The following is a 17280-nucleotide window of genomic DNA, read 5'->3' on the forward strand; positions in this document are numbered from 1 at the left end:
CACTTTGGAGGTTTAATTAATATGAACAATCGTTTCAGACTCTTATCAAGATCTGTTGTAGCGGCTGCGGCTATTATTCCAGCATTTGCTCTTGCGAATAATGCTCAGGCTCAAGATTATGGCTATGGTTATAATTACTATCAACCAGGCTATAATTACTGGAATGGCGGCTATAACAATTATAATTACGGCTATAATAACCGTTACAACAATTATAACTATGGTTACAACAACTATAATTATGGCTATAACAACTATAACTACGGATATAACTATGGCTACAATGGCTATAATTACAACTATGGTTATAATAACTATTATCCAGGCTATAACAACTGGAATTACAACTATAGCAACAACTACGGCTATAATGGTTGGAATAACTACAACAATCTTGCAAACGATGAAAACTACATTTACTGGAATGGTAACCATTACTACCGTATGACGGATGGTTCTTACCGCATCTATCGTGATGGTGAGTGGAAACCATTGACAAATACTAACAATAACAGCACATCCAATAACAACTTGGAAAACGATCCGCATTATCGTTATGAAAATGGTTATCATTACTATGTATTAGATAATGGTGATTATTACTATTATAAAAATGGTAAGTGGGTGTTTGTTAAGGATTCTGCTGATAACTCAACTAATCCAACAACTCCAAGCCAGCCGGAAGAACCAAAACCAGAAGTTCCAACTCCGACACCAGCGGAACCAGAGCAACCAACTCCAGCTCCAAATGATAGACCGGAACAACCAACAACTCCAGCAGAACCAAAACCTGAGGTACCAAGTGTTGATTTGCCAGAAAATCCTCCAATTAACGGTGCAGAAGGTGAGTTTGATCCATTTGCTCCGAAACCAGAGCAACCAGCAGAACCAAAACCAGAAACTCCAACAACACCTGCTGTGCCAGAAACTCCTGGTTTGGTAACGACTGATAAACCAAGTGAAGATCAAATCCCGTCATACGTTGAAAAACCTGCAGAAGGTCTTGAGCATTTAGCTTGGGCACCAAATGGACAAACTCCAAAATTGGTTTACCCACCAGGAAAACCAGGTGATAAAGCCCTTGAGAATGATAAAAATTACTACTTCGATGGTAGTACACACTACTATTATGTACCATCTAACACAGAGCGTACAGGTTATTCAGCATACTGGAAGTGGATTGGACAAAAATGGAAACTGCAAGGTATGACAGATCCAAACGATCCAGGTGTTGATCCAAAACTTCACGAAAACACTGCTGATGATGAATACATGTACAGTGATAAAAACTCTAGCGTGAAATTGTACTCAACTAACCTAGTGACAACTGCTAAAGCAGGTCAACCATTGCCATTCAAGAACGTTGAAGAGTTCAAGAACTACGTTATCGAAAAAATGAATCCTAAGTTCCTTGATAACGCAGGATGGGATGCCAAGGTTGAATGGGAAATCGAAGATCCAGAAATCTTTGAGAATACTAAAGAAAACCCATATGCTAAGGATTATGTCTTGATCGCAAACCTTAAGAGTGGTGTTGAGGATAAGAAATACAGTGATGTAGAATTTGGTTATGTTAAATTTGTTTACCGTGTTGAAGCAACAAATGATACAAACTATGACTATCTTTCAAAAGCTAAAGAAGCTTTCGCTAAAATCAATGAAGAACGTAAAGCTCAAGGTTTGAAAGAGTTGACTTGGTCAGAAGATATTTATCAAAATCAAGCACTTCCAAAAGTAAATGAAATCTCACGTCAATACGATAGTTCAGGCTTTGTTGGACGTCGTGATGAAGATCCATCTGTTGTCGTTAAGAAATGGGCTAACAGCGGTCTGAGAGAATTGCTTCTTGATCCTAACGTAACTGAAGGTGCAGTAGCGACAGTTGTAGACGGAAATGGCGTATACTACTGGGCTTATAGCTATAAATAATAAGGAATTTTCAACTTTTTTAAATTTAATCTATTTGTTGTAGTTTTTTACCAACTATTTCATAGTTGAAGAATCTTTATGAATTGAGAAGACCAAGTAGGTCTTCTCTTTTTAATCGGTATTTCATTATTTGGAATAGAAAAAGCACTCAATGAAGGTATTGTTTACTGTTCTATTTTTACCAACTAGATAGAGTAAATAGAAGAAATTTTAAATTTAGTTGTTAAACTTATGTTATTTTTTATTAACATCTATTTTTCTAAACTATATAATATTATTATTAAAACAATTAAGGAGTCAACTATGTCAACAATTTCATTATCTCCAGAAGAACTAACTGCTCAAGCAGCAGTTTATTCAAATGCACGTGATCAAATCGAAACAGCGATTCAGACAGTAAATGCAGCTAATGGTGAGATGGAAGCCCATTGGAAGGGTAGTGCTTTTAAGTCATACTTGGATCAATACAACCAACTCCACGGCGATGTAGTGAAATTTCAAGAGCTCTTGTCATCTATTAACCAACAATTAGTAAGTTATGCGAACACTGTCTCTGAGCGTGATACAGCAGATGCTAATAGCTTCGGTTTCAAAGGTTAATGCACATTTTGATAAAAGGACTAGGACCTTGTCCTAGTCCTTTTTTGAAAACCTAAAGAAAAAGAAGAAAGGGAACTTAATGGGAAAAATCGTTGACAATGAAATATATGCTCAAAATGCGAGAAATTGCCAAATAAATGGAGATCAAAAAAAGCAAGAAGCAGATAATGCAGGCGCAAAAATAGAGCGACTAAACGCCGCGAAGAAAATTTTAGAAGAACAGTTAGTTCTGCTAAACGGAAAAATTGATGGTGCAGAAAAATTTTTTAATGGATCTGCAGGTGATTGGAAAGGGGATTTAAAAAACGAATGTAAATTTCATTTCGAGCGTGGAATTAAAAATCTGTCTGAGATGGAAAACAATTATCAAGATACCTTGAAAAACATTAATGGTGAATTAGTGAAATTGAAAGCTTCTCAGATAGATTTATTGGGAGCAGCCCAAAGTTTTTGGGACCAAGCACAATCTTGGTGGAATTCTATTCAGTAAAAGGAGAAAATATGTCTCAAGATCAAGTAGGTGTACAACCAGAAGAATGGTCTAGCGTTGTTAGTAATGCTAAGAAAGGCGTTCATGGGATTATAACTTTGTCAAAAAAAGAAATTAGTAAGACAACTCTTTCGCGCTTTAAAAAATTTAATACTATTCAAGATAGTTGGAACTCAGCTTTAACTTCTTATAAGTCGTATGGAGAAGCGAGGACGGATATGATGACTAAAATGGGTGAGAAAATCGTTGAGGATGATGCTGTCTATGCTAGTCAAATTGATAAGAATAAGAATTATGTGAGGTTTAACTAATGGCAGGTACTAAAGAGTTAGAGAGTTTTCGTTCTGTCTTGTCTACGTGGCCGGACACCGATTTTGAAATAACAGATACGGTTGTTAAATTTGGAGAATTTCTGGGAGATCGACCTCCTTTAATGAGAGAATTATATAAGTTAATCAAGTTGAAAAAATCTCAGTATGAATACAATTCATTGCTGGGTACAACTATTCTTTTTACCCGCACTCAGAAAGGTGAGGTAACCTTTACTTTTAATGGTGAAGACCAAGTGTGGTCTGAGGATTCTTTTTTTCTTTTTTTAGCTATTTTAGATGTCTATTTTGGGAAAATTTATCCCCTTGGTTCAGTTGTTGAGATTGATTTGGATTTGCTGAACAGTGAGCTTAAGGAGATGTTTTCTGAGGAGCCAGGGGCACTTGTCATGCTGACTGGACGTAAGGCTCCTTTGGCAGAAGGTTTTGATCCCTACGTGATAGATTATTTTGGTCGGGTATGGCCGTTTGGTGAGGTTGCTGCATTTCCACCAGTATTTGTTAGCAACATGATGATTAAGAATGTCGTTCATTTAGGTTATGAAAATGAATGGGAAGAGCGGATATCTGAAGAAGTCATTCGCCAAACTTATATCAAAAATCACCAGTTGTCAACAGCCTTTATGACTATGGTAGATCAGTTGGCTTATTTAGCCTTTTTGAATGAGAAAGTAGTTGAGAAGGAGGGGTTAGATGAGTGATGGATTTTACGTTGATGTAGACGAACTATATACTGTTTTTGAGGAGCTACAATCGCAGTCCGAAAAAATAATTTCTAGCTTGGAGGCTGCTAAAAGTTCTTATAATTCTGTGATTACTTCTAATTCTATGTACGGAGATGTAGGACAGGCTATCGCTGGTGAGATTAATAGTTCGCATAATATGCTGCTAATGCAACTAAAGGATCTTCTTTATAGTCTGCAAAGTGACTTTTCTAAGGAAGTTGAGAGTTTTCAATCAGCGACTGGCGAGAAGTCAAGTACAGCGATAATTAGCCATAGTTATTTGAAGTCTACAGGTGAATATTTTGATACCCTAAAAGGTGAGATTGATCAAATTAGAAAGACAATCAACAGCGCAACGGATAGCGTCAGTGACCTAGTTTCTGTGACCAGCGATGCTAAGAACTATGAATATTTTGGTGGCAATCTCTCCAATGCTAAGGATGTAGTAACCAATACAATAGAAAAAGTTTCTGCTTGGGATAGCCAGGGTACTGCTCTAACAACTGAAACAAGTCTCCAGAATCTGCAAGAATTGCTAGGCCAACTGCACCAGACAGATGGGCTTGACTATAGCGATCCCATCATTAGTCAAGTAGTCAATAATCTTTCTCCTATAGCAGATAAGGTCAAGGAGATTGATGACCAGATTGATGAGAGTGTCCAGAAAGCCAAGTTAGAGGCACAAAAAGCCAAGGAATTGGAAGAAAAGGAAAGGGATCGAATAGAAAAAGATTGGCGTCTTCATCACCCGATCCAAGCAACACTACGAGATTGGCGTAAGGGGCTTTCCGATGGCTTAGATAATATGACTAACTGGATGAAGGATAATCCTAACTGGAAATGGTTAAAAGGTTTTGGAGATGCAGCCTTTGGGGCTGTAGGGGATGCAGTTTTTGGAGTTGCGGAGTTTGGCGTTGATCTTGTTCAGTATACCTCTGAAGGTGTGATATTAGGCTATAATTCTCTCATGGGAAATGAGACTCCACAGTGGATGAAGGATGATTTACAAGGTGGAATAGAGACTTTTGGGAACGTGATTCTAAATACGCTTGGAAATGCGTTTGGATTGGTTACAATGATTCCAGAAGTAAATAATCTTATTAATGACTTAGATAACAGTACTCGTGATGGTAGCATTATGGGAGCGATTCTCCATGATGTGCGTCATGCAAAAGATTTGATGCAGCAACCGATTCGTGATAAAATTAGGAAAGCAGGTAGTCTTTCTGGCTACGAGAGCGGTCATGCGGCAGGTGAAATCGTTAGTGAAATTGTTTCATGGATTGGTCCTGCTAAGTTAGCCAAGATGGCTGGTGGGAGCAAGCTAGTCAGCCGTTTGGCTCAGATGCCCAAGATTCAGAAGGGGATATCTTATTATAAAAAAGCTCGCACTATGCTGGCTAATAGTCATCTGGGTATGTTGGCTCGAGAAAGTTATGGCGCGACCAAGAACTTCTTTACTAGTCGATTTGGCAATTTATGGGATGACTTTAGCCGCACGAAGTTCGCCTTTGCAGGCTTAGACGATTTCCGTTATGCGGATGACATTGGCAAGCATACAGCTCGACTTTACCAGAGCACGAGTGAAGGAGCAGAGTATCAACGCTTGCGTCGGGCTCTCTATAGCGAGGCAGCTGAGCAGAGTGGTCGGAAAATTAGCCAAGAATTCCGTCAAGAAGCCAGTGAACAACTGGCTAAGCATGGGGATGATATTTTGGTTGAACCTTATAAAACCCTGAGGAGAAATAAAGAAATTTCAGGGCAAGCTCATCATCTTAATCAAAATGCTGCTTTTAAAGATGTAATACCACAAAAAGAAGGGCTTTCAATAAAATCGGAAGGAAATGTTCGAAAGGATATTGGCAGTCCTCACTACAAAGCCCATGAATCCTTAGAAGAATTCTGGGATCAGTATAGAAAGGGTGGGGAACTTCATCGTACCCGTCCAACTATGGCAGAATATAATGTTGCTTTAGAGAAATCATTGGTTGATGCAGGACTTACGCCAAATCAAGCCAAGGATGTTTTATCCAAAGCTATGGAACAACAGATTTCTTATGGTCTAACACCAGAAAAATTTGTTCCGAGAATACCAGGAAAAATGTATCTTCCCAAATAAGATAGAGGTTATATATGAGAATACATGATGACGTTATTAAAAGTTTGATTTCGCTCCCCTTTTTAAAGGAAAACAGAGAAACTACTATTCTCATAAAACAGATAAATAGACTTAAAGAAGCGGAGAAGAATATTAATAGTTTGAAGTGGGAGAATTTTGTATTAGAGAAAGATGGTGATTTTAGTGTCTATCTTTTTAAAAACCAGAGTGACATTTATAAACACTGGAATTCACTTGCAAATAGTGCAAAAGAGGAAATAACTCCTGAAATTGAAGCACGATTAGATAACCTGATCGGGGAAGGTAAACTGGTAGCATCCATGAAAGATCAGATTATATTTGATATCATCGGCTTGGCTATCTACTTGACCATCAAAAAAGAGGTTCCCCAAGCTGAGTCAACATTTTATGATGATTTGTATGCTTTATATCAAGCAGGTTACATCCCTTGCGGTTATGCCAAGGGGTACTATAAGGTTTTATAAGGAGAAAACATGAAAGAAAACATTGTAAATGAAGCTATCGAAATGGTCGACAAATTTTTAAGTTTAGTCACGATTGATTTGGAAGATGACCTTGATAGACAGTTAGTTGCAGCTTATATCTTTGGAATGTTGAATGGGAAAGCTCATCAAGAATCAATACCGCCAACTGACGTTCAAGCACTGATGATTCGTATCGGCATTGATAAACTCAGTTATCCAACGGAAACTGCTTATCAGATGACGCAATTTATGATTGATGCGACAGATAGAGAATTTCACCCTACTGTAAATGCTATTATTCATAGAGGTATAGAAGGCTACTTCCTATATGCAGACAATCAATATGCTGCTCTTTCAGATGATTTTCAAGATATCGTTCAATTAGTGAAAAGCTAGTTATCATAGTGGAGTAAGTTCGGTTTTATCATCGGACTTATTTCTTTAGTATTCATATCATAATTGGTCGTGCCAACATTAGATTCACGACTCTATACATCTAAGTAGGAGAAGAGTTATTTGTGGTATATTAAATAAGGATAGAGGTGCCATATTTTGCTTTGGTAAGACATGCCCTTCCACTGAAGGTGTGATATTAGGCTATAATTCTCTCACGGGAAATGAGACTCCACAGTGGATGAAGGATGATTTACAAGATGGGATAGAGACTTTTGGGGACGTTTTTCTAAATACGCTTGGAAATGTGTTTGGATTGGTCACAATGATTCCAGAAGTGAATAATCTGATTAATGACCTAGACGACAGTACTCGAGATGGTAGTATTATGGGAGCGATTCTCCATGATGTGCGTCATGCAAAAGATTTGATGCAGCAACCGATTCATGATAAAATTAATAAAGCTGGTCAATTTTCAGGCTATGATAGTGGTTATGCGGCAGGTGAAATCGTTAGTTAAATTGTTTCATGGATTGGACCTGCTAAGTTAGCTAAGATGGCTGGTGGGAGCAAGCTAGTCAGCCGTTTGGCTCAGATGCCCAAGATTCAGAAGGGAATATCTTATTTTAGAAAAGCTCGCACAGCGCTGTCTAACAGTCATCTGGGTATGTTGGCTCGGGAAAGTTATGGCGCGACCAAGGACTTCTTTACTAGTCGTTTAGGGAATCTGTGGGATGACTTTAGCCGCACGAAGTTCGCCTTTGCGGGCTTAGACGATTTCCGATATGCGGATGACATCGGCAAGCACACAGCTCGACTGTACCAGAGTACGAGTGAAGGAGCAGAGTATCAACGCATAAGTCGAGGTCTCTATAGCGAGGCGGGTGAGCAGAGTGGTCGTAAAGTCAGTCGAGAGTTCAGCAAAGAAACAAGCGAGCAATTAGCTAAGCATAGTGATGATATGGCGAGAGGTTTGGAAGAGACCGGCAAGGGCAAAGAAGCTGTGGAAGAATTGCTTGATGGAGAAGGTGTCTTTAAGAATGCGGAACTGGAAGAACGGTATCAGGAATATGTTGTTCGGAACACCAACCGAGGTAGGCGAATAAGCGATCGTCTCACTTGGAAACAAGATAGTGATTTCTTTACTCAAAACTCTCCAATAGCACGAGGTAATCGTTTCAATGAAACCGTCCAGGAGCGAAAGACATATCCACATCACGAAGTGAATTTGGAAAACGGAAAACGCTTAGATTCATATGACCCAACTGCAGGAGAAATTATATCTCGCAAGGCAACTGATTTGGATAGGATTCAAGAAGAAACATTTAGAGGGTATTTACAGGAACTTCAGGATAAATACTCGGTTGGTGAAACAATTCGTTCAAATAAATATCCTGAAATTGATGGTTTAAAACTAGATGGTAAACATATATTGGAAATACCAGACAGTAATAAACATTTACCAGATATTGAAAAGTTTAAGGAAATTGCGAAAGAGTACGGTGTTGAACTAAGATTTACAAAGGAGTAGACAGATGAAATTAGATAGCAGAGTTGAACAGGCTTTGCAGGCTATAAATTTTGTGGAGCGGTATAAGGAGCTTTCAGATAAATTTAGCTTAGATAGAACGCCTAAAGACAAACGCTTAAATATTATTACAGGCGAGTTGGTATTTGATGTTTTTGAAGATTTAGGGTATAGAGCTAAATTTGATGGACGTGAAAAATTCTTTTATATTGAGCCTTTTGAAGAAAATGGCTATACTTTTGGATTCCATATTAGTATCTTTAAAGGATTAGTAGAATTGATATGGATTGTTAGGGACTCTCAAAACAAAGTTATACTGGGGACCCCGCTGATAGAGTTTTCTAGGAGGCTCATCTCTCCGGACTATAGAATCATGGATCCAGTGATTTCCAATTATGATGATTTTGAAAATGTCATGAAAATTGCTTTTGAGATGTACGAAGATTTCAAACAGGCTTTTCTGAAGATTGCCACAGAGGGATAGTTTTTTGAGAAGATGTTAAAAGATTTTACTAAAGTGGCGGATATGCTACAAGAAGTCATTGAAAAGTATAAGGAACAAGTTCCTGCTGAGTTGCTACAAATTTGGCAGGAGGATGGTCTAGGAGCCTTCTTAGATGGCTATTTGAAGGTGATTAATCCAGATGACTATCTTGAGCTTCTCCAAGATAGTTATTTCAGAGGAGATGTCGCTTTTCCTATGTTCATAACAGCATTTGGAGATATTATTACTTGGGAAAAGAATGAATTTGTTGGTATTGTAAAATATAACCTTCAAGATTGTGACATTATTTTAAAAAAGTTTAAAATATTTTCTTCAGTATTTAGATAACTCGTATGTGACTGATAACCTTGAACCTGATTTATATAGACAAGTTGTGTTAAAACACGGTCCTTTGTCTTATAACCAATGTTTCAGTTTTGTTCCTTTACTAGCCTTGGGGGCGTGAAAGATGTGGAGTATATGGATAAGGTAAAAACCTTGGAGCATATTTACCTCATGTACCAACTTACAGGCGGAGTAATGGACGATTGATAGTAAAAAATCACCTTTTGGGGTGATTTTTTTAGCTGAAGGTGATTGGCGATATGGTCGCTTGTGATATTCTAGGATTGTAGAGCCAGCAAATTTGGTGATAATCTGGCAAAGATATCACCGAGCTCCAACGGCTTTCGTGAGAGTGTCCAGAAAGCCAAGTTAGAGGCACAAAAAGCCAAGGAATTGGAAGAAAAGGAAAGGGATCGAATAGAAAAAGATTGGCGTCTTCATCACCCGATTCAAGCAACACTACGATATTGGCGTAAGGGGCTTTCCGATGGCTTAGATAGTATGACTAACTGGATGAAGGATGATCCTAACTGGAAATGGTTAAAAGGTTTTGGAGATGCAGCCTTTGGGGCTGTAGGGGATACAGTTTTTGGAGTTGCGGAGTTTGGCGTTGATCTTCTTCAATATTCCACTGAAGGTGTGATATTAGGTTATAATTCTCTCATGGGAAATGAGACTCCACAGTGGATGAAGGATGATTTACAAGGTGGAATAGAGACTTTTGGGACGTTTTTCTAAATACGCTTGGAAATGCGTTTGGATTGGTTACAATGATTCCAGAAGTAAATAATCTGATTAATGACTTAGACAACAGTACTCGTGATGGTAGCATTATGGGAGCGATTCTTCATGATGTGCGTCATGCAAAAGATTTGAAGCAGCAACCGATTCATGATAAAATTAATAAAGCTGGTCAATTTTCAGGCTATGATAGTGGTTATGCGGCAGGTGAAATCGTTAGTTAAATTGTTTCATGGATTGGACCTGCTAAGTTAGCTAAGATGGCTGGTGGGGGCAAGCTGGTCAGCCGCTTGGCTCAGATGCCCAAGATTCAGAAGGGGATATCTTATTATAAAAAAGCTCGTACTATGCTGGCTAACAGTCATTTGGGTATGTTGGCTCGAGAAAGTTATGGGGCGACCAAGAACTTCTTTACTAGTCGATTTGGCAATTTATGGGATGACTTTAGCCGCACGAAGTTCGCCTTTGCGGGCTTAGACGATTTCCATTATGCAGATGACATCGGTAAGCACACAGCTCGACTGTACCAGAGTACGGGTGAAGGAGCAGAGTATCAACGCATACGTCGAGGTCTCTATAGTGAGTCGGATGAAGTTGGTAGAAACTTAAGAAAGTCTCAAACGAGAAATTGGATAGATGAAGCTAGTGAAATTTTAACAGATGGAAGTCATATGGATGGAAAAGTTCCTAAACCTAATGTGGTATATGAGGCTGGAGAACATCGCTATATTTATCGTACTGATGAGGTGGGGCGTATCGATCGGGCGTATGCCGAAGATTTACAATTAAAACTCCATGAAGATAGATTACGCCATAACTCCAATACTCTAGATAAAGAAATCGGGGATCATGCAGGGCATATATTCGGAGATTTGTTTGGTGGATCACCCGAGTTGGATAACCTTGTTTCACAAGCTAAAGATGTCAATCTAAAAGAATATCGTCGTATTGAACGAGATTGGGCAGATGCTTTAAAATCAAATCCACCAAAGAAAGTTGAAGTGGACATTAAGATTAACTACGAGGGCTCTTCAATGAGACCGAGTAGTTTTGAAGTCAATTATAAGATTGATGGGAAAAAATATAACGAAATAATTCCAAATATAAACAGATAAAGAGAGAATAATATGACACAATTTGAAGATAAATTTATGGAAATCCAGATTGATATGGTTTCATTAGCTATGGAATATGTCCAAAATCAAGCAGATAAAATTTTTATTTATTGTGTTGCTGATGGTTTTTATAGATTTGATGTATTTTTTAAAACTAATAATCATTATCTGGATAGAGATGAGATTGCGGGTTACCTTCCTAATGAAATAGATAGTTCAGATGAAATTCAGTTTAGTCTATTAAGAATTGGGGCACAAGATATAGAAAGAATGGTTAAGCTGTGCCAAGAATATGACCGCGAACACCCAACTGAAATGTGGTTGATTTATGATGCTCAGAAAAATAGCCTTGATAGTCGCTATAGTTATGAAGGACGTTATGATAAGGATGAAGAATTACTTCCACGACTAGAGTTTGAAAAATGGTTTGAGGAAGTTAAGGAAAAGCAGGTATAAAGTAAGAGAAAGCGATTTTCACAGCACTCATCTTATTTTTGTTCTAAGTAAAAAAGCTGAATCAACTTTTCGATTCAGTTTTTTTGAAAGCTCCTTATCTGTAAAAATATAGTGAAGTTTGATTAGCTATAGGAAGTTTCATGGATTGGACCTGCTAAATTATTTAAGATGGCCGGTGGGAGCAAGCTGGTCAGCCGCCCAAGATTCAGAAGGGGATATCTTATTTTAGAAAAGCTCGCACAGCGCTGGCTAACAGTCATCTGGGTATGTTGGCTCAAGAAAGTTATGGGGCGACCAAGAACTTCTTTACTAGTCGATTTGGGAATCTATGGGATGACTTTAGTCGCACGAAGTTCGCCTTTGCGGGCTTGGATGATTTCCATTATGCGGATGACATCGGTAAGCACACAACTCGCCTGTACCAGAATACGAGTGAAGGAGCAGAGTATCAACGCTTGCGCCAGAAGCTCTATAGCGAGGCGGGTGAGCAGAGTGGTCGTAAAGTCAGTCGAGAGTTCAGCGAAGAAGCAGTTGAAAACGTTTCAAGAGACATAAGTGAGCCTCGAAGCCATTTTGTTGGAAAGCTTAGAGGTGAGGATGTTACTTTATATGACATAGAAATGAAGAAAATAAATTATGTGAAACGTGATAGAAGTGTTCTAAAAGAATTAAGAAATGATTTTAATAAGTCTGTTCGAAAAGATTTTTTGAAATCAATTTCATCAGATATTAAAAATTTGAAATCTCATGGGCTTAGTGAAACAGATATTCAAAAGTTGAAAGATGGATTGGTGCCGAAAGGTTATCAAGTGCACCATGAATTGCCACTCGATGATAGTGGAACCAACGACTTTAGCAATTTGGTCTTGATAAAGAATGACCCTTACCATAAAGTTATTACCAATTATCAAAACAGTATTGCTAGAACAATGAAAATCGGGGAAAGTAAGGAAGTTTTGTGGCCAATCATTGGAAAAAACATATATAATTAGTGAGGTAAATAAATGTGGCTTGAACTTTTAGAAAAAATAGAAAGAATTGAATCTGGTTATGGGGAAAAGTTAAATTCTCCAATTGATTTAGATAAAATTAAATCTCTTAGCAAAAATGAAATAAACGAAGTTAAAATATTTATGGAACAAGAATATTCACGATTTTTAACAAAAGTAAATGGTCTTGATTTTAATGGGAGTGTACTTTATGGTTTAAAAACAGATGATAGTTGTTCTGCTGAGGTTTATGATTTCTTTGAGTATAATAAAATTTGGCATGAAGTTGAAGAAAATAAACGGTTTGTTTTTATCGGAGAGAACAATATTAGTTGGTTTGTATATAATCCTAGTAACTATGAATATTTAGAATTAGATATGCCATCTGCGGAGGTAGTAGAGAAATTTAATTCTTTGGATGATTTACTTGAAAGTTTTCTTTCAGATGCTATTGAATAGTTTAGCAATATCTATTTTATTTCAGACAATTTCACGGATTTTTTAGCAATACTTCATCAATAATATTATAAAGTAATTAAAAAGGTCAGTTTTGCTGATCTTTTTACATAGTGAGTTATTATAATCTTTAGCTGCTGTGATGAAAATTCAAATAACTTATTCTTTCAGTCAGAGCAGAGGGATATAGAGAACTGCTCAATTAATTCATAAATTATCAAATTCTCATAGTCATGAGCGTGATAACATAATTCAATATACTTTATAAATTTTGTACAAAAATTTATGCATTTTCATATGGATAATTCTAGTACTTTGTTGTTTAGTGTTCAAATACAAAAAAAGCACCGATTGGTGCTTATGATTATTTGAGACCGTATTTTTTGTTGAAACGATCCACACGTCCATCTGCTTGAGTGAACTTTTGACGTCCAGTGTAGAATGGGTGTGAGTCTGATGAAATTTCTACACGGATCAATGGGTAAGTTTCCCCTTCGAATTCAACTGTTTCGTTTGAACGCTTAGTTGAACCACTAAGGAACTGGTAGCCGGTAGAAGTGTCCATGAAGACAACTGGGCGGTATTCTGGATGAATATCTTTTCTCATTTTACAAAAATTTCCTTTCTGCCATGGTCTCTTTGCGAGCCATAGATTAGTTACTTTGATAGTTTATCAAATTCTGGTTGATTTGACAAGACTTTTAGACTAATTTCTTACTTTTTTGCCAATTCTTTCATCTCGGTGTAGATTTGCTCTATTTCTTCTTTTGAAAATGCATTGGCTCCGCTGGCTAGGGGGTGTCCTCCGCCGTGATGATTTTTAGCAATACCGTTGATAGGAATAACCTTGCTGCGCATGCGGACACGGTAGTGACCATCTGGCTGCTCAACAAAGATAGCCCACAGACCGACATCTTCAATTCGTCCAGGTGCCCCGACGATGGCTGCTGTATCAGCATCGGTCAGTTGATAGGCTTGTAAAATTTCCTGAGGCAGAATGACCCGCGCAGTTCCATTTTCATCTATTTCCAACTGCTCATAGACATAGCCCTGCAGTTTAGCTACTTGGCGGCTGATAGAGTCCATTTTGCGAGACAAGGTTGATAAGTCGAAATCGTACTGGCGCAGCTTGGCAGCTACTTCGAATGTGCGGGCGCTAGTAGAAGGATAAAGGAAGCGGCCAGTGTCACCAATGATACCGGCATAGAGGAGTTTCGCAGCTTCCTTGCTCAAGTCTAAGTCATTTTCAAAGGCAAAGAGAGCAATCATTTCACTGGCACTGCTGGAGCTTGTATCTACCAGAGAAATATCTCCATAAATCTCATCATCAGGATGATGGTCGATTTTGATGAGGAAGTCGCCTGTCGTATAGCGTTGGTCATCAATACGGGCTGTATTAGCAGTGTCACACACAATGACTAAGGCCTCTTGGTATTCTTCATCTGTGACTTGGTCCATTTGTGCCAACCACATGAGATTGGGCTCATCGTAGCCTGTTACTTTTATTGTCTTTTCTGGGAAGTGGTACTGAAGCAGCTTTTTCAGTCCGACCTGACTGCCAAGAGCATCGGGATCTGGTCGCATATGGCGGTGGATAATAATAGTATCGTATTCTTTGATCTTACTTAAAATATCATGATAAAGAGTCATAAATAACCTCGTCAACTTTCTTTACCCATTGTAGCATAAGAGTTTTTATTTTTAAAATAAAAAAGATATGATATAATGAGAGCAGATTAGAATTTGGAGGAAACTATGACCTTAGCGAAAATTGTATTTGCCAGCATGACTGGAAACACCGAGGAAATTGCTGATATTGTGGCGGATAAGCTAAGAGACCTGGATGTAGAAGTTGAAGTGGACGAGTGCACCACTGTCGATGCAGAAGATTTCTTGGAAGCAGATATTGCGATTGTAGCGACCTATACCTATGGTGATGGTGAGCTGCCTGATGAGATGATGGACTTCTACGAAGACTTGTCTGGTTTAGATTTGTCTGGCAAGGTCTACGGAGTAGTCGGTTCTGGCGATACTTTCTATGATGAATTCTGCAAGGCTGTCGATGACTTTGATGCTGCTTTTGCTGCTACAGGAGCGGTGAAGGGTGCAGAAAGTGTTAAAGTTGACCTATCTGCGGAAGATGATGATATTGCACGCTTGGAAGCTTTTGCGGAAGGCTTGGTTAATAAAGTTTAAAGTGATAGATAGATGAAACGGCTGCGGCCGTTTTTGTTTTGCTAAAGTGTTATTTTCTGACAATTCTCATGATTAGGAGTATAATATAGGTAAGTGCTATCCATCAGATAAAGGAGGAGTTCCTATGAAAGAACGCGACTATGCTTTTGGCTTTCATGATGATGTCAAGCCGCTCTTTTCGACTGGTAAAGGCCTGACCGAAGAAGTAGTTCGAGAAATCTCAGAAATCAAGAATGAGCCCCAGTGGATGCTGGACTATCGTCTGCGCTCCTTGCAGCTCTTTCATAAGCTACCCATGCCCGACTTTGGCCCGGATTTGTCAGGGATTCGCTTTGATGATGTTATCTACTACCAGAAGCTAAGCGGAGATCGGGCTCGCAGTTGGGATGAGGTTCCAGAAGAGATTAAGAAAACCTTTGACCGCTTGGGAATTCCGGAAGCTGAGAAGCGCTTTCTATCTGGAGCGGTGGCTCAGTATGAATCTGAAGTAGTTTACCACAATATGAAGGAAGAGTTTGCCAAGCTGGGGATTATTTTCACTGATACGGATACAGCTGTTCAGGAATATCCGGACTTGGTCAAGCAGTATTTTGGTACTGTGATTTCAAATGCTGAGCATAAATTTTCTGCGCTTAATAGTGCAGTTTGGTCCGGCGGAACCTTTATCTATGTGCCCAAGAATGTCCAGTGCCAAGTTCCTGTTCAGACCTATTTCCGTATCAATGGTGAAAATGCCGGCCAGTTTGAGCGCTCTTTGATGATTATCGAGGAGGGCGGCTCCATTCAGTATATCGAGGGTTGTACAGCACCGACTTACACAAGCAATAGTCTTCATGCCGCAAATGTCGAAATCATTGTCAAAAAGGATGCCTTTTTCCGCTATACGACCATTCAAAACTGGTCGGACAATGTCTATAACCTTGTAACGGAGCGGGGAATTGTTGAAGAAGGTGGCACCTTAGAGTGGATTGATGGGAACTTAGGCAGTAAGGTCAATATGAAATATCCTTGTAGCATTCTTAATGGACGCAATGCACGGACTTCTGTCCTCTCTATGTCCTTTGCCAACTATGGCCAGCACTTGGATGCTGGCTGCAAGGTCTTTCATAATGCGCCCAAGACTTCCAGTACCTTGATTTCTAAATCAGTGGCCAAGGATGGCGGTAAGACGGACTATCGTGGTCAGGTTCGCTTTGGCAAGAATAGCGCTGGCTCCAAATCTCATATCGAGTGCGATACCATTCTCATGGATGGCGAGTCCAGTTCCGACACCATTCCTTTTAATGAAATCCATAATTCTAATGTTGCCCTAGAGCATGAAGCCAAGGTTTCCAAAGTGTCTGAGGACCAACTCTACTATCTGATGAGCCGAGGTATCAGCGAAGAAGAAGCCACAGCTATGATTATCAATGGATTTATGGAACCTATTACCAAAGAACTTCCAATGGAATACGCCGTCGAACTCAACCAACTCATCAACATGAGTATGGAAGGCTCAGTTGGTTAAAAAGGTTCGGGGAACCTTTTTAATCTGTAGATAGGGGCTCGCCTTTGCGAGTTCTCCTTAATCCAAGGTCAGGAGGACTGTTTTAGATTGCGGATAAGCACTTAGTTAAGCAAGTGCTCTTTAATAAGGTTCGAGGAAGCCTTTTAATCATGGTCCATTGGACCTTTTTAATCTGCGGATAAAAACTCGCCTTCGCGAGTTCTCCTTAATCCAAGGTCTGGGGGACTGTTTTAGGTTGTGGATAAGCACTCGGTTAAGCGAGTGCTCTTTAATCTAAGGTTCGGGGAACCTTTTTAATCTGTAGATAGGGATTCGCCTTTGCGAGTTCCCCTTAATCTAAGGTCCGGGAGACTGTTTCAGATTGAAGAAAAAGTCCATTTTGGACAATTTTCT

21 protein-coding genes and 1 pseudogene are annotated in these 17280 nt (G+C 39.0%); 20 read left to right on the forward strand and 2 right to left on the reverse strand.

Features of this window, described 5'->3' with window-relative positions; translation table 11 throughout:
* Nucleotides 1–21: 21 nt before the first annotated feature.
* From J1C81_RS05505 to J1C81_RS05590, 18 genes and pseudogenes are all read left to right on the forward strand, one after another.
* Entirely contained in the window at nucleotides 22–1929 is a 1908-nt protein-coding gene (locus J1C81_RS05505) for a hypothetical protein (protein WP_002915053.1), read from the forward strand.
* A gap of 303 nt (nucleotides 1930–2232) precedes the next feature.
* Nucleotides 2233–2529, forward strand: a complete 297-nt coding sequence (locus tag J1C81_RS05510) for a WXG100 family type VII secretion target (protein WP_032909709.1) — start codon at nucleotides 2233–2235, stop codon at nucleotides 2527–2529.
* 79 nt (nucleotides 2530–2608) lie between these two features.
* On the forward strand, nucleotides 2609–3019 hold the full coding sequence (locus J1C81_RS05515; RefSeq protein ID WP_002915058.1) for a hypothetical protein: 411 nt from the start codon (nucleotides 2609–2611) through the stop codon (nucleotides 3017–3019).
* 11 nt (nucleotides 3020–3030) lie between these two features.
* Nucleotides 3031–3330: a hypothetical protein gene (locus J1C81_RS05520; RefSeq protein WP_235787735.1), complete on the forward strand. Its 300-nt coding sequence runs from the start codon at nucleotides 3031–3033 to the stop codon at nucleotides 3328–3330.
* On the forward strand, nucleotides 3330–4049 hold the full coding sequence (locus J1C81_RS05525) for a DUF4176 domain-containing protein (RefSeq protein ID WP_002915060.1): 720 nt from the start codon (nucleotides 3330–3332) through the stop codon (nucleotides 4047–4049). Before J1C81_RS05520 ends, J1C81_RS05525 begins: the two co-directional genes overlap by 1 nt.
* The gene (locus J1C81_RS05530) at nucleotides 4042–6192 is read left to right on the forward strand and encodes a T7SS effector LXG polymorphic toxin (RefSeq protein ID WP_002915061.1); all 2151 of its coding nucleotides are present in this window, start codon (nucleotides 4042–4044) and stop codon (nucleotides 6190–6192) included. Before J1C81_RS05525 ends, J1C81_RS05530 begins: the two co-directional genes overlap by 8 nt.
* Before the next feature lie 14 nt (nucleotides 6193–6206).
* Nucleotides 6207–6677 carry a hypothetical protein gene (locus J1C81_RS05535; RefSeq protein ID WP_002915062.1) on the forward strand — a complete coding sequence of 157 codons (471 nt, stop codon included), beginning with the start codon at nucleotides 6207–6209 and terminating at the stop codon, nucleotides 6675–6677.
* Between the two features lie 9 nt (nucleotides 6678–6686).
* Complete coding sequence (gene imm48 / locus J1C81_RS05540) at nucleotides 6687–7073, forward strand: Imm48 family immunity protein (protein ID WP_002915063.1); 387 nt, start codon at nucleotides 6687–6689, stop codon at nucleotides 7071–7073.
* Between the two features lie 313 nt (nucleotides 7074–7386).
* Nucleotides 7387–7590: a hypothetical protein gene (locus J1C81_RS05545; RefSeq protein ID WP_155114771.1), complete on the forward strand. Its 204-nt coding sequence runs from the start codon at nucleotides 7387–7389 to the stop codon at nucleotides 7588–7590.
* Between the two features lie 36 nt (nucleotides 7591–7626).
* The gene (locus J1C81_RS05550) at nucleotides 7627–8601 is read left to right on the forward strand and encodes a hypothetical protein (protein ID WP_002915065.1); all 975 of its coding nucleotides are present in this window, start codon (nucleotides 7627–7629) and stop codon (nucleotides 8599–8601) included.
* 4 nt (nucleotides 8602–8605) lie between these two features.
* Nucleotides 8606–9082 carry a hypothetical protein gene (locus J1C81_RS05555; RefSeq protein WP_002915066.1) on the forward strand — a complete coding sequence of 159 codons (477 nt, stop codon included), beginning with the start codon at nucleotides 8606–8608 and terminating at the stop codon, nucleotides 9080–9082.
* A 12-nt stretch (nucleotides 9083–9094) separates the two neighbouring features.
* Nucleotides 9095–9634: pseudogene (locus tag J1C81_RS05560) on the forward strand (T6SS immunity protein Tdi1 domain-containing protein).
* A 186-nt stretch (nucleotides 9635–9820) separates the two neighbouring features.
* The gene (locus tag J1C81_RS05565; protein ID WP_002915069.1) at nucleotides 9821–10165 is read left to right on the forward strand and encodes a hypothetical protein; all 345 of its coding nucleotides are present in this window, start codon (nucleotides 9821–9823) and stop codon (nucleotides 10163–10165) included.
* A 32-nt stretch (nucleotides 10166–10197) separates the two neighbouring features.
* The gene (locus tag J1C81_RS05570) at nucleotides 10198–10392 is read left to right on the forward strand and encodes a hypothetical protein (protein WP_002915070.1); all 195 of its coding nucleotides are present in this window, start codon (nucleotides 10198–10200) and stop codon (nucleotides 10390–10392) included.
* A gap of 36 nt (nucleotides 10393–10428) precedes the next feature.
* Entirely contained in the window at nucleotides 10429–11283 is an 855-nt protein-coding gene (locus J1C81_RS05575; RefSeq protein WP_002915071.1) for a DNA/RNA non-specific endonuclease, read from the forward strand.
* Between the two features lie 12 nt (nucleotides 11284–11295).
* Nucleotides 11296–11739 (forward strand): hypothetical protein, encoded by a 444-nt coding sequence (locus tag J1C81_RS05580; protein WP_002915072.1) that lies wholly within the window; start codon nucleotides 11296–11298, stop codon nucleotides 11737–11739.
* A gap of 266 nt (nucleotides 11740–12005) precedes the next feature.
* Complete coding sequence (locus J1C81_RS05585; protein ID WP_002915073.1) at nucleotides 12006–12731, forward strand: HNH endonuclease signature motif containing protein; 726 nt, start codon at nucleotides 12006–12008, stop codon at nucleotides 12729–12731.
* A gap of 12 nt (nucleotides 12732–12743) precedes the next feature.
* Nucleotides 12744–13187, forward strand: coding sequence for a YrhA family protein (locus J1C81_RS05590; protein WP_002915074.1), 444 nt, complete (start codon nucleotides 12744–12746; stop codon nucleotides 13185–13187).
* 361 nt (nucleotides 13188–13548) lie between these two features.
* Here J1C81_RS05590 and J1C81_RS05595 read toward each other — a convergent pair whose 3' ends face one another.
* Nucleotides 13549–13791 (reverse strand): type B 50S ribosomal protein L31, encoded by a 243-nt coding sequence (locus J1C81_RS05595; RefSeq protein ID WP_002895374.1) that lies wholly within the window; start codon nucleotides 13789–13791, stop codon nucleotides 13549–13551.
* Nucleotides 13792–13898: 107 nt separating this feature from the next.
* Nucleotides 13899–14834 (reverse strand): DHH family phosphoesterase, encoded by a 936-nt coding sequence (locus J1C81_RS05600; RefSeq protein ID WP_002915075.1) that lies wholly within the window; start codon nucleotides 14832–14834, stop codon nucleotides 13899–13901.
* A 105-nt stretch (nucleotides 14835–14939) separates the two neighbouring features.
* Here J1C81_RS05600 and J1C81_RS05605 point away from each other — a divergent pair, with 105 nt between their 5' ends.
* Both J1C81_RS05605 and sufB read left to right on the forward strand, forming a co-directional pair.
* A complete protein-coding gene (locus tag J1C81_RS05605; protein ID WP_002915076.1) occupies nucleotides 14940–15380 on the forward strand; it encodes a flavodoxin in 441 nt (146 codons plus the stop codon).
* Nucleotides 15381–15504: 124 nt separating this feature from the next.
* Nucleotides 15505–16887, forward strand: coding sequence for a Fe-S cluster assembly protein SufB (gene sufB / locus J1C81_RS05610; protein WP_002915077.1), 1383 nt, complete (start codon nucleotides 15505–15507; stop codon nucleotides 16885–16887).
* Nucleotides 16888–17280 lie beyond the last annotated feature (393 nt).

Source organism: Streptococcus sanguinis (genome assembly GCF_050225395.1).
In the GTDB taxonomy this organism is placed as follows: domain Bacteria; phylum Bacillota; class Bacilli; order Lactobacillales; family Streptococcaceae; genus Streptococcus.